The organism is Hydrogenophaga sp. (assembly GCF_050250835.1).
Taxonomy (GTDB): Bacteria; Pseudomonadota; Gammaproteobacteria; order Burkholderiales; family Burkholderiaceae_C; genus Hydrogenophaga.
On sequence record NZ_JBFWNX010000003.1, the window covers coordinates 203736 to 216076 of the forward strand.

Consider the following 12341-nt stretch of genomic DNA (forward strand, 5'->3'; position numbering starts at 1 on the left):
AACCAGTACTGCCGCCGACACTCTGTGATTGATGCCTCGCCCGATATCTTCTAACAAATCCGTTGAATCACAGTTCTCGCGCATCACAGCCTTCGTTTTTGCGATGCGCGGATGACCGCTGGCGCCGGCATAACCAGCCAGTCGCAACCTACGGGCGACAGACCGGAATCAGCCTCCAGCAGCCATCCAGAAAGCAAAGCCCACCCAGAACACCCCGCGTGGCGCGGCCTTCAAGCCCGCGCAATGACCACATCCCCCACGGGCCGTGCAACGCAGGGCAGGCAATAGCCAGCCTCCTTTTCTTCGGCGCTCAGGCCGGGCCAGGGAATTTCGTAGCGAACCTCCCCCTGCAGCAGGCGAGCCAGGCAGGTGCGGCAGGTGCCGTTGCGACAGGACACCGGCCATGCCATGCCCGCGCGCGTCATGGCAGCGAACAAGCTGGTTTCGCTGTCGGCCTCGACGTCTGCTGCCTGGCCTTCAATCTGGATGCGGAAGCTTGTCATGCGCGCCGAGGATGAAAAGGAGTGGGCATAGACTTGCCCCATGACTCTGGAGTATTGGAAGTATGACGCGGGCACCGACTCCGTCGCCTTTCTGGTGATTCCCGCTGCACTGGGCCGCTCGCGCACCTTCGACCTTGATGCAACACTGCGGGTGTCTGTGCCAGCGGAGGTCTCTGAGGGCTCGCACGAATTGACGGTGGAGGTGGATGGCAGGCGTGTGTGGGCTCGCCGGGTTCCGAGCCACAACCCTGGCGAGACCGACAGCCTGGAGTACCACTGTCGCCTGGCCATCGAGGCCGGTGCCGATGGCCGCGTGCGGGCCAAGGCGAGCTGCAAGGGCTCAAGGGTTCTGTCGCTGGTTCTGGAAGCCCGCGAGACGATTTACTGAGCGCGACAACAGGCGCGCAACCAACTCACCTCGTTTCGCGAAGGCTCTCCAGCAACATCTGCAGCGGATCGGTGAGCCCCTCTTCTGGCGGCGGGGTGACCCTCTCCAGTTCGCTCTGGACGGCGGCGGCGTCCAGCGGTGGGGCTGGGCTGTCGCGCATCACCAGGCCCGGCCAGGCGATGAGCAGCCCCAGCACGAGCAGCTGCACGCCCACGAAAGGCAGGATGCCGATGTAGATGTCGTGGGTGCCGATGCCGCGCACCGTGTTGCCGCTGGCCGGGTCGATCGTGTCTGCCCGGGGCGCGGCACCGCGCAGGAACAGCAGCGAAAACCCGAACGGCGGTGTCATGAATGACGCTTGCAGGTTCACGCCAACGAGTATGCCGAACCACACCAGGTCGATGCCCAGCTTGTGCGCCACCGGCGCCAGCAGGGGCAGCAGCACGAAGGCGATCTCGAAGAAGTCGAGGAAGAGCCCGAGCACGAAGATGAGCAGCGTGACGAAGACCAGGAAACCGGTGGCTCCGCCGGGCAGATCGGCGAACAGCTGTTCCACCCACAGCTTGCCGTCGAGGGCCAGGAATGAGTGGCTGAAGAACGTGGCGCCGATCAGCACGAACATGACCATGCAGGACAGCTTGCTCGTCTCCAGCAGGGCCTGGGCCGCGTTGCGGCGGGTGAGGCGCCGCCGCGCCACGGCCAGCAAGACGGCACCCACGGCCCCGAGCGCGCCCGACTCGGATGGCGTCGCAATGCCGAGGTAGACCGTGCCCAGCACGAGAAAGATCAGCATGAGCGGCGGCAGCAGCACGAAGGCGACGCGGCGCGCCAGCGGAGACAGCCAGTGCAGGCGCAGGCCGGCGTCCAGCAAGGACAGCGCGAATGCAACGAGCACGGCGCCCCCGAAGCCCGCCATGAAGACTTCGTCGGCGGTAGGCGCGAACTCTCGCCCGATGGCCCGCAGCACCGCCGGGTAGCTTTCCACCAGGGCACCACCGGCGACAGCGCTCAGGCCGACCAGCACCAGCAGCGAGCGGTAGCCCGCGCTGCCGTCGGCCTGCGCCAGGGTGCGCCGGTGCGGCGGCAAGGCAGGCAGCCACTCGGGGCGCCACAGGGCCAGCATCGCCACCAGCAACGCATACAGGCCGATGAGCAGCGCGGCGGGCACCAGCGCCGCTGCGTACATGTCGCCAACGCTGGTGCCGAGCTGTTCGGCGACGATGATCAGCACGAGCGACGGCGGCACCACCAGCGCCAGCGTGCCCGATGACGCGATCACGCCGCAGGCGATGCGCGGGTTGTAGCCGTTGCGCAGCATCACCGGCAGCGAGATCAACCCCATCGAGACGACGGAGGCCGCCACCACGCCGGTGGTAGCCCCGAGCAGCGCGCCCACGACCACCACCGCCAGCGCCATGCCACCGCGCACGGAGCCGAAGACCTGGCCCGCGGTTTCCAGCAGGTCTTCAGCCATGCCCGAACGTTGCAACACCAGCCCCATGAAGGTGAAGAAAGGGATGGCCAGCAGCAGCTCGCTCGACACGATGCCGAACACGCGCAACGACAACGCCCCCATCAGCGCTGGCGGCATCAGGTCGAGCGCCATGCCCGCGAGCGCAAAGCCCAGGCCGCAGGCCATGAGCGCAAACACCACGGGCACGCCGGTGAGCAGCAGCAGCACCAGGCCGACGAACATGAGCGGGGCCAGGTGGGCTGCAATCCAGGTCATGGGGTCGTCCGGTCGCCAAAGAACGCAGGCAGGTCCGCTTCGGCCAGGCTGGCGTTCGGGCGCCGCCCAAGCAGGAAGCTGGCGCGCTTGACCGCCTCGGACAGGGCCTGCAGGCCCAGCAAACCGAAGCCCAGGGGAATGCACATGAGCACGGGCCAGTGCACGGGGCCGCCCGGGTGCCACGACGTTTCGCCGATGCGCCACGCGTTCAGAGCCAGCCGGCCACCCAGACCAACCAGCAACACACACACCGGCAGCGCCACCAGCACCAGCACGGCGAGATCCAGCCCGGCCTGCAGGCGCGGCCCGAAGCGCCGAGAGAGCACGTCCACCCGCACGTGTTCGTCGACCTGAAGCACGTAGGCGCCCGCGCACAGGAAGGCCGCGCCATACAGGTGCCACTGACCCTCCAGCCAGAGGTTGGAGGCCAGACCGAAGAACTTGCGCATCAGCGCATTGGCCGCGCTGACGACGATGGCGCCCAGAATCAGCCACACCGTGGCTCGGCCGATCACGCGGTTGAGCGTGTCAATGGCGCGGGAAAACCGTTCCAGAGTGTCCATGACCAGACCCCCTCGTGCAGAGAGAGGGCCATGCTACTGCGCGGCGGCTGTCGGCGCGCTGACGAATTCAGAACGGGTAGTGCCGAGGCGTCGTCTGCAGCGTGATCCAGCGCAGTTCGGTGAACTCGGCAATGCCGGCCTTGCCGCCGAAGCGGCCAATGCCGGAGCCCTTGACGCCGCCAAACGGCATCTGCGCTTCGTCGTGCACGGTGGGGCCGTTCACGTGGCAGATGCCGGAGTCGATCTTGCGGGCCACGTTGAAAGCGCGGGCGATGTCGCCGCCGAACACGGCGGCGCTCAGGCCGTACTCGTTGTCGTTGGCGCAGGCAATGGCTTCTTCCACGCCCTTCACGCGCACCACGCATTTCACCGGGCCAAAGGTTTCTTCGTGGTAGATGCGCATGGCGGGCGTCACGTGGTCGAGCACGGTGGCCGGCATCAGGGTGGTGTCGGCCTTGCCGCCGCACACCAGCTTGGCGCCCTTGGCCAGCGCGTCGTCGATCAGCGCGTTGCAGTGGTCCACCGTGCCCATGCCGATGACCGAACCGAGCACCACCGGCTCGGGCTTGCGCGGGTCGCCGAGAGGCAGGGCCTTGGCCTTGTCGCTGAACTTCTTCACGAACTCGTCGGCGATCTTCTGGTCCACGATGAGGCGCTCGGTGCTCATGCAGATCTGGCCGCTGTTGGCGAAGCAGCCGAAGGCCGCGCCGTTCACGGCGTCTTCGATGTTGGCGTCGTCCAGGATCACCATGGGTGCCTTGCCACCGAGTTCGAGCACCACCGGCTTCAAGTATTTCGCGCAGGTCATGGCGATGATCTTGCCGACCTTGGTGGAGCCGGTGAAGTTCACGCGGCGCACCGCCGGGTGCGCCACCATGGCTTCCACCACGGCGCCGGCGTCGGCCGGGGCATTGGTGATGTAGTTCACCACGCCGGGCGGGAAGCCGGCCTCCTGAAAGGCTTCGATGATGAGCTGGTGCGTGCGCGGACAGTTCTCGCTGCCCTTGAGGATGACGGTGTTGCCGCACGCGAGCGGCACGCAGATGGCGCGCACGCCGAGGATGACGGGCGCATTCCACGGCGCAATGCCGAGCACCACGCCGGCCGGCTGGCGCACGCCCATGGCGAGCGAACCGGGCACATCGGACGGAATCACTTCGCCCGCCACTTGCGTGGTGAGCGCGGCGGCCTCGCGGATCATGCCGGCGGCCAGGAACACGTTGAAGCCGCCCCACATGCCGGTGGCACCGGTTTCGGCGGACACGGCTTCAATGAACGCGGGCGTCTTGGCCTCCAGTGCGTCGGCCGCCTTGAGCAGCAGCGCGCGGCGCTCACTCGGTCCGGTCTCGCTCCAGGTCTTGAACGCCTCGGCGGCGGCTTCCACCGCCATCACGGCGTCGGCCGGCGAGGCGGCGGGCGCGCGCGTGGCCACGCTGCCGTCGAGCGGGTTGCGCCGTTCGAAGGTGGCACCTTTTTCGGCGGTGACCTTCAGGCCGTTGATGAGCATGGACATGTCGGACATGGGGTTTCTCCTTTGATGATCGGCGCAATACCGTTCGCGCTGGGCTTGCCTTTTGACGGGCTCAGGACGATCGGTGCCATACCGTTCGGGCTGGGCTTGCCATTTGACGGGCTCAGGACGATCGGCGCCATACCGTTCGGGCTGGGCTTGCCCTTCGACAGGCTCAGGACGATCGGTGCCATACCGTTCGGGCTGAGCTTGCCTTTTGACGGGCTCAGGACAATCGGCGCCATACCGTTCGGGCTGGGCTTGCCTTTTGACGGGCTCAGGGCGAACGGTGGTGTAACTCATCGCGAACGGTGGTGTAACTCATGGCGAACGGTGGTGTAACTCAGCCCGAACGGTGGGGGCTCGGTGCAAACAGGTGGGGGCTCGGTGCAAACGCTGGGGGGCTCGGTGCAAACGGAAAGTCAGGTGGTTGCCAAGGCCTTTCGTCGATTCACGGCATCGGCCGCGCTGGTGGTGCCGGTGGCGGGGTCTTTGTCGGCGCCGAGGTAGGCCTCACGGATCACGGTGGAGCGTGCGAGCAATTTCGCCGGTCCGCTGGCCACCAGCGTGCCGCGTTCGAGCACGTAGCCTCGGTCGGCCACGGCCAGCGCTTTCTTCACGTTCTGTTCCACCATCAGCACGGTGGTGCCGGCGTCCGCGATGCGGCGAACAATCGCCAGCAACTCATCGACCATGCGCGGCGCCAGGCCCAGCGAAGGTTCGTCGAGCATGAGCAGGCGCGGCGCGCACATCATGGCGCGGGCCACGGCCACCATCTGCTGTTCGCCGCCGCTCATGGTGCCGGCCATCTGGGTTGCGCGTTCCTTGAGCTTGGGAAAATCCGTGAAGGCCTGTTCCAGCCGGCGCGCACGCTCAGCCTTTGGCACCCGCCAGCCACCGAGTTCAAGGTTCTCGGCCACCGTCATTTGCGGAAACAGTTGCCGGCCCTCGGGCACCAGCGCCACACCGGCCTGCACGATCTCGTGGGTCTTCTCGGCCAGTTCCTCGCCATCGAGCAGCACGGTACCCATGCGCGGAATGAGGCCGTTGAGCGCCTTGAGCAGTGTGGTCTTTCCAGCGCCGTTGGGGCCGAGCACCACGGTCAGGCCGGGCTGGATGTCGAGCTTGACGTCGCGCAGCACGAGGAATGCACCGTAGCCGGCAGACAGGCCGTCAATCTTCAGGTGGGCCTTCGAACCACCGCCGAGTTCAAAGGCTTGCGGTCGGTACCACATCATGCGATGGCCTCCCCGGCTTCGGCTTCGTTCATCTCGTCACCCAGGTAGGCCTCGATCACTTCGGCGTTGCGCACCACTTCAGCGGGTGTTCCATCGGCAATCTTTCGGCCCTGGTGCAACACGATGACGCGCTCCACATGGCGCAGCAGCGTGGTCACGGCGTGTTCGATCCAGACCACGGTGAGGTCCAGCTCGTCGCGCAGGCGGCGGATCAGGCGCGCCATTTCCTCGAGCTCGAATTCGGTGAGGCCAGCGGCCACTTCGTCGAGCAGCAGCAGGCGCGGGCGCGTGGCCAGCGCCATGCCGATCTCCAGCAGGCGCTGCTGCGAAGGCGTGATGGCCGCAGCCGGCAGGTTGGCCTGCGCGCTGAGGCCGATGAGGTTCAGGATGCTTTCGGGGGTGCGCAACACCCAGGGCACCGTGGTTTCTTCACCCCAGAAGAGGTACTTGCGCGGCCGCCGGCCGGCGAACTTGAGGCCGAAGGCGATGTTGTCGCGCACCAGCATGTCGCCAAAGGTGCGCGGTGTCTGGAAGGTGCGCGCCAGGCCGTTGGCGGCAAACCGGTGCGGCGCCTTGCCGGCCAGCTCGCGGCCTTGCACCCTCAGCGTGCCGCTGGTGGGTCTGGTCACACCAGAGATGGCGTTGAAGAAGGTGGTTTTGCCCGCGCCGTTGGGGCCGATGATGCCGACGAGTTCGCCGGGCATGAAGCGCGCGCTCACCGCGTCCACGGCGGTAAGGCCACCGAAACGCACGGTGACTTCGTGGGCGTCGAGCAAAGGCAGCGCTTCAATAGACATGGCGGCGCTCCCGTTGCTCTTTCTCTCGCAGCTTGCGCCGCTTCGTCTCGCCGCTCAGGTCGTCCTTGATGTCTTTCCACCAGAGCTTGAAGCTGTCGCGCCAGGCGCGGAAGGTTTCGGTGCGCAGCGAGGCGAGGCCACCCGGCAGGTACAGCACCGAGAGAATCAGCAGCAGGCCGAGCGACATCATGTAGACCTGTGGCACCTGCAGGCGCAGCGTTTCGGCCAGCACGCTGAACACGATGGCCGCGATCAGCGGGCCCCAGAGCGTCATGGCGCCGCCGATGAGCGCGATCAGCACGGTCTGGAAACCGATGAAGGGGTTGAACACGGTGTGCGGGTCGATGTAGGTCCAGCGAACCGACATGGCTGCACCCACGGCGCCCGCCACGGCAGCAGTGAGTGCAAACCCGGCGATCTTCACCAGGCGCGTGTTCACGCCCAGCGTCTGCGCGCGCTGCTCGTCGGCCCCGATGCCGAGCATGGCCAGGCCGAAACGCGTGCGGCGGATGCCAATGGACAGCGCCACGGTGAGCACCGCCAGCGCGAGCACGGTGAAGTAGATGGTGTCGCGATCGGGCACCACCATGAGCACGCGGCCCACGGTGCCGGTGACGCTCTTCTCGAAATAGCTGATGGCGTGGCGGATCAGCTCGGTCATGCCGAAGGTGAGGACCGCGAAATAGGTGCCGCGCAGGTGCAGCACGGCCGCGCCCATGACCACCGCCACGGCAGCGGCGATGAGCGCGCCCAGCGCAATGGCCTGTACCCAGGGCACGGTTTCGAGCAGCAGCGCGCTGGTGTAGGCGCCAATGCCGAAGAAGGCGGAGGTGGCGAGCGAGAGGTAACGCGTGGTGCCGCAGAACAGCGCCCAGCTTGACGAGAGCGCCACGTACATCAGGCAGGTGAGCGCCATGGACACGACGAACTCGCTGGCGAAGCCCGGCAATGCGATGCACCAGCCGGTGAAGCCGAAGAGGACCAGCAGGTCGCGGATGAGAAACTGTCTTGAGTTCATGCTTTTCTTGTTTTTCTGGCGAACAGGCCTTCAGGGCGCAACAGCAACACGCCAATGAAAACCACGTAACTCAACAGCGCCTTGAGCGAAGGATTGGTGAAGTGCATGCCGATGGCTTCAATGACGCCGAGCAGCAGGCCGCCAGCGAGCGCGCCACCCATGCTGCCGAAGCCACCGAGCGTGATGACGATGAGCGCGGTGACGGTGTAGGGCTCGCCCATGGATGGACTGATGGTGTAGGCCATGGAGAGCAGGCAACCCGCCACGCCCGAGAGGCCCAGGCCAATGCCGAACATGAGCGGATGCAGGCGTCTGGTGTCGATGCCCACGAGCTGCGCGCCGGTGGGCGACTGCATGAGCGCGCGCACGCCCTTGCCCAGCAGCGTCATGCGCAGCAGCACGATGAGTGCGCCGGAGAACAGCAGCGCGATCGCAAACACCACCAGCTTGTTGACCGCGAACTGCGCGTCGCCACCGGGCAGCGGAATGGCCAGCGGCTGCGTGAGGTAGTCGTATCCGCGCAGGTCACCACCCCACACATAGGAGATGAAGTTCTGCACCAGGAACATGAGGCCGAAGGCGACCATGAGGCCGCGCGCCTCGAACACATCGAGGTTCGGCGAAGTGGCCGTGAGCCGGCGGAAGCACAGCCAGTGCACCGCCACACCCAGCGCCATGAGCAGCCCGAACGACACCGGAATCATCCACAGCGGCGAGAGGCCGAACGAGGTCTGCACCATCCAGGTCAGAAACGCCCCCACCATCAGAAACTCGCCGTGCGCGATGTTGAGGATGCGCATCAGGCCGTATTGCAGGTTCAGCCCGAGCGCGACGAGTGCGTAGATGCCGCCGGTGATGAGACCGGATGCGATGAGTTCGAGCCAGGAGGAGAAGGACATGCGTTGGGGATGGAGGGAACAAACACCCGTTCACCCTGAGCTTGTCGAAGGGTTCACCAGGCACAGGAGCCGGCAAAGGCTTCGACAAGCTCAGCCCGAACGGAACATCAGCTCAGCCTGAACGGAACATCGGCTCAGTCTGTACGGAACATCGGCTCAGTCTGAACGGCGGTGCTCCGATCGTCCTGAGCCTGTCGAAGGACAAGCTCAGCCCGAACGGATCGGGTTGGAAAGGGACTCGGATCCTTCGACAGGCTCAGGACGAACGCCGCGTCACTTCCACGCGGGCTTGGTCGGATTCAACTTCGCTGTCGCCACCTTCTGCGGCCACACCACCTCGAACTCGCCGTTCTGCCACTGCCCCACCGTGCCCGGCGTGCCCACGTTCTCGCTGCCGCTGAACCTGATGTCGCCAATGATGGTCTTGTGCGTGGTGTTGGCCACGTAGTCGCGGATCGCCTTGCGGTCCAGGCCCTGGGTCTTGACGGCCGCCGTGATGATTTCCAGGCCGGCCCAGCAGGCACCGCTGGCCCAGCGATCGGGTTCTTTCTTCTGGCTGGCCACGTGGGCGTCGAAGTAAGCCTTGGCGCCCGGACTGGTCTTGCTGTTCCACGAACCCATGCCCAGGACGCCTTCGGCACCGGCCGGTGTCATCACGTTCTTGTAGAGCGGGAAGGCGGTGCCCACCGAAGCGTAGAAAAACTTCGGGTTGAATCCAATCTCCTTGCTCTGGCGGCTGGCCAGGATGGTGTCGGGCGGGTAGGTGAAGCCCACGAAGGCGTCGGGGTTCTTGTCCTTGATCGAGCGCAGCGTGGGCGAGAGGTCCTTGACGCCGCCGGGGTAGCTGGTGTCCTGCACCAGGCTGATGCCGCTGCCTTGCAGCGCCACCTTGAGGGCTGCGTAGTTCTCCAGGCCGAACAGGTCGTCCACGTACACGCAGGCCAGGCTTTTGGCGCCGTTGGCCTTGAGCATGTCCACCAGCGCGTCGCACATGGGCTTGGGCTGCTGCAGCAGCAGGAAGAAGTAGGGCAGCTTCATCTCGGCCAGGCGGCGCGAGAGCGCGGTGGGCGCAAGGAAGGGGTAGCCGAAGCGGTTGGCCAGCGGCGCAACGCCGAAATTGGCGTTGCTGCCCCAGGGCGGCAGGATCAGATCGACCTTGTCGCTGCCCATGAGCTTTTCGTAGGTGCGCACCACGGTTTCCATGTCGCTGCGGTCGTCGCTGCTGACGAGCTCGATCTTGCGGCGCGTGCCCTTCACGTCCAGGCCACCGGCAGCGTTCTGCTGCTCGGCCCACAGGAGGTAGTTGGGCTCCTGGCTCACCTGCGCGCCGCCGGTCCAGGGGCCGGTGCGCGACATGGAATAGCCGATGCGCACGGGCGCCGTCTGCGCCAGCAACTGAGGGGCGATGGACATGGCGCCCACCGTGGCGGCGGCGCTCTTGATGACCAGACGTCGAGTGGGATGGACCATGGTTTGTCTCCTGGCGTTGTGGTTGACCGAACCGTCATGCTAAGCAGAACGCGCCTGCGGCGCTATGCCGTCGGCGCACTGCCGGCTTGTCCGAGCGCGCACGGCGGTGCGGGTTAACCCTTGAAATCACCCGCTGCGCGGCGCGGCACCGGCGCCGATAATTTGTGGTCACCGATATCCAGGTACGCCCACATGACCTCCTCCTCCACGATGAGCACCGACATCGTCGCCCCGGGCGAGCGCGCGGCGATCTGGCGCGACTGGGTATGGACGCATTTCGGTGGCCTGGAATCGGACCTGTATGGCGACACGCTGTTCGACGGACACATGTCGGCATCGCACGCGGGCGACGTGGTGCTGACCAAGCTGGAAGCCAACCGCCACCGCGTGTTGCGCAGCCCGAAGCTGGCGCGCGGCAGCGAGCGCGCCTACCTGAAGATCGTGGCACCGTGGCAAGGCAGCGCGGCGGTGCAGCAGCAGGGCCGCGAAGCCTGGGTGCGACCGGGCGGCTGGGCGATCTACGACACCACCGGCAGCTATGAGATTGCCAACCCCGAGCGGGTGGAACACCTGATCGTGATGCTGCCCAAAGACCAGCTCACCGAGCGCGGGCTGCGGCTGGAGCCGTTGATGGCGCGGCACGTGGGTGGCGTGAGCGGCATCGCCCGTGTGGCGCTGGAAACCATGCGCACCACGTACCAGGAGCTCCCAGGCATGAGCGAGAACGCGGCGAGGGGCGCGGGCGAGCTCATCGTGGAGCTGGTGCGCCTGTCGTTGCAGGAGCTGGCGGGCAAGGGCAATGCCACCACCCAGCTCGAGGCGTTTCGCGACCGCATCCGCGAACACATTGGCCAGCACCTGCGCGATCCTTCGCTCTCGCTGGACCACATTGCGCAGGCGTTGAATTGCAGCAAGCGCCACCTGCACAACGCCTTCAGCGCCGAAGACGATACGCTGGCCCACTACATTCAGCGCCAGCGCATCCAGGCCTGCATGCGCGAACTCTCCAACCCTTCACGTGCGCAGCGCACCATCACGGAGATCGCGTTCTCGTGGGGGTTCAACAACGGCGCACATTTCAGCCGGGTGTTCCGGGAGCACACGGGGCAGTCACCGAGCGATTTCCGGGAAGCTGCCTTGCGTCTGGTTTAGTCGTTCGTTTCGCAGGTCGTCAGCGAACCGAACAGGCCAGGGAAACCTTGAGCGCCAACTGCTGCAAAGCCTGCCAGGGATCTGCAGGCCATGAGGGAACCTTGAGACCCTTCACGATCCCATCGACCGTGTGCGCATCGTCGAGCCAGCGAGACAGCGTGGCCAGGTTCAGCCATGGCAAGGCGCGCTCCATGAGCTTTTCCTTCACGCCCCAGACCCGGTTCTCGCGCAGCGCCATCGGCAGCGGTCGGCCGGCGTCCAGCGCCGTGCGCACGCGGTGCAGGGTGCGAATGTCTTCCGACAAAGCCCAGTGCACCAGCACCGGCGCCTCGCCCTCGGCCTGCAAGCCCGCCAGCATGCGCTGCACCCGCTGCACCTGCCCGCCCAGCACCGCTTCTGCGAGCTTGAAGGCGTCGTAGCGCGCCACGTTCAGCACCGCCGATTCCACCTGCTCGAACGACAACTCGCCCTGCGGATGCAGCAGCGCCAGTTTCTGGACTTCCTGGTGCGCGGCCAGCAGGTTGCCCTCCACCCGGTCGGCGAAGAACTGCAGCGTGCGCTGACCCTCCTCGCCTGCGGTCACGCGCTGGCCTTGCTGCTGCAGTCGCAGCGCGATCCACGCGGGGAGCGACTTGCGATCCACCGGATCGAACCTGATGGTGGCGCCGAAACTCTCCAGCGCTGCGAACCAGGCACCCTTCTGCGTCGCCATGTCCAGGCGCGGCAGGATCACCAGCGTGAGCGTGCTGTCGTTGTCCTGCGCGGCCTCGGCGATGCGCTGCAGCGCTTGCGATCCGTCCTTGCCCGGCTTGCCAGACGGAATGCGGATCTCGATGAGCTGCCTGTCGGCAAACAGGCTCATCGACCCGCCGCTGGCCAACACCTCGCCCCAGTCAAAGTGCGCACCCGCCACGGTATGCACGGTGCGCTCGGTGTAACCCTGGGAGCGTGCAGTGGCACGGATGGCGTCGGCCGCTTCCTGCACCAGCAGCGGCTCGTCGCCGTGCAGGGTGTACAGGCTTCTCAGCCCTTTTTGCAGGTGAGCGGCGAGTTGCGGTGCAGCGATCTGCATGG

General features: G+C 66.2%; 12 protein-coding genes. 2 read left to right on the forward strand and 10 right to left on the reverse strand.

From position 1 onward, the window contains the following. Positions 1-230 precede the first annotated feature (230 nt). The gene (locus AB7F11_RS06045) at positions 231-503 is read right to left on the reverse strand and encodes a 2Fe-2S iron-sulfur cluster-binding protein (RefSeq protein WP_428291316.1); all 273 of its coding nucleotides are present in this window, start codon (positions 501-503) and stop codon (positions 231-233) included. A gap of 40 nt (positions 504-543) precedes the next feature. Between AB7F11_RS06045 and AB7F11_RS06050 the strand changes: the two genes are divergently transcribed. Continuing rightward, positions 544-891, forward strand: a complete 348-nt coding sequence (locus tag AB7F11_RS06050; RefSeq protein ID WP_428291317.1) for a hypothetical protein — start codon at positions 544-546, stop codon at positions 889-891. A 25-nt stretch (positions 892-916) separates the two neighbouring features. On the opposite strand, the gene AB7F11_RS06055 is transcribed toward AB7F11_RS06050, so the two are convergent. From AB7F11_RS06055 to AB7F11_RS06090, 8 genes are all read right to left on the reverse strand, one after another. Further along, a complete protein-coding gene (locus AB7F11_RS06055) occupies positions 917-2620 on the reverse strand; it encodes a TRAP transporter large permease (protein WP_428291318.1) in 1704 nt (567 codons plus the stop codon). Next, a complete protein-coding gene (locus AB7F11_RS06060) occupies positions 2617-3183 on the reverse strand; it encodes a TRAP transporter small permease subunit (RefSeq protein ID WP_428291319.1) in 567 nt (188 codons plus the stop codon). The genes AB7F11_RS06055 and AB7F11_RS06060 overlap by 4 nt, the downstream gene beginning before the upstream one ends. 67 nt (positions 3184-3250) lie before the next feature. Then, positions 3251-4705: an aldehyde dehydrogenase gene (locus AB7F11_RS06065; RefSeq protein WP_428291320.1), complete on the reverse strand. Its 1455-nt coding sequence runs from the start codon at positions 4703-4705 to the stop codon at positions 3251-3253. 410 nt (positions 4706-5115) lie between these two features. Next, complete coding sequence (locus tag AB7F11_RS06070) at positions 5116-5931, reverse strand: ABC transporter ATP-binding protein (RefSeq protein ID WP_428291322.1); 816 nt, start codon at positions 5929-5931, stop codon at positions 5116-5118. Beyond that, a complete protein-coding gene (locus AB7F11_RS06075) occupies positions 5928-6728 on the reverse strand; it encodes an ABC transporter ATP-binding protein (RefSeq protein ID WP_428291323.1) in 801 nt (266 codons plus the stop codon). The genes AB7F11_RS06070 and AB7F11_RS06075 overlap by 4 nt, the downstream gene beginning before the upstream one ends. Further along, positions 6718-7746, reverse strand: coding sequence for a branched-chain amino acid ABC transporter permease (locus tag AB7F11_RS06080; protein WP_428291324.1), 1029 nt, complete (start codon positions 7744-7746; stop codon positions 6718-6720). The genes AB7F11_RS06075 and AB7F11_RS06080 overlap by 11 nt, the downstream gene beginning before the upstream one ends. Beyond that, positions 7743-8645 carry a branched-chain amino acid ABC transporter permease gene (locus tag AB7F11_RS06085; RefSeq protein WP_428299900.1) on the reverse strand — a complete coding sequence of 301 codons (903 nt, stop codon included), beginning with the start codon at positions 8643-8645 and terminating at the stop codon, positions 7743-7745. Before AB7F11_RS06085 ends, AB7F11_RS06080 begins: the two co-directional genes overlap by 4 nt. A 273-nt stretch (positions 8646-8918) precedes the next feature. Then, positions 8919-10115, reverse strand: coding sequence for an amino acid ABC transporter substrate-binding protein (locus tag AB7F11_RS06090; RefSeq protein WP_428291326.1), 1197 nt, complete (start codon positions 10113-10115; stop codon positions 8919-8921). A 192-nt stretch (positions 10116-10307) separates the two neighbouring features. Between AB7F11_RS06090 and AB7F11_RS06095 the strand changes: the two genes are divergently transcribed. Continuing rightward, positions 10308-11267 (forward strand): helix-turn-helix domain-containing protein, encoded by a 960-nt coding sequence (locus AB7F11_RS06095; protein WP_428291327.1) that lies wholly within the window; start codon positions 10308-10310, stop codon positions 11265-11267. 19 nt (positions 11268-11286) lie between these two features. Here AB7F11_RS06095 and holA read toward each other — a convergent pair whose 3' ends face one another. Continuing rightward, positions 11287-12339: a DNA polymerase III subunit delta gene (holA, locus tag AB7F11_RS06100; RefSeq protein WP_428299899.1), complete on the reverse strand. Its 1053-nt coding sequence runs from the start codon at positions 12337-12339 to the stop codon at positions 11287-11289. Between the last annotated feature and the right edge of the window lie 2 nt (positions 12340-12341).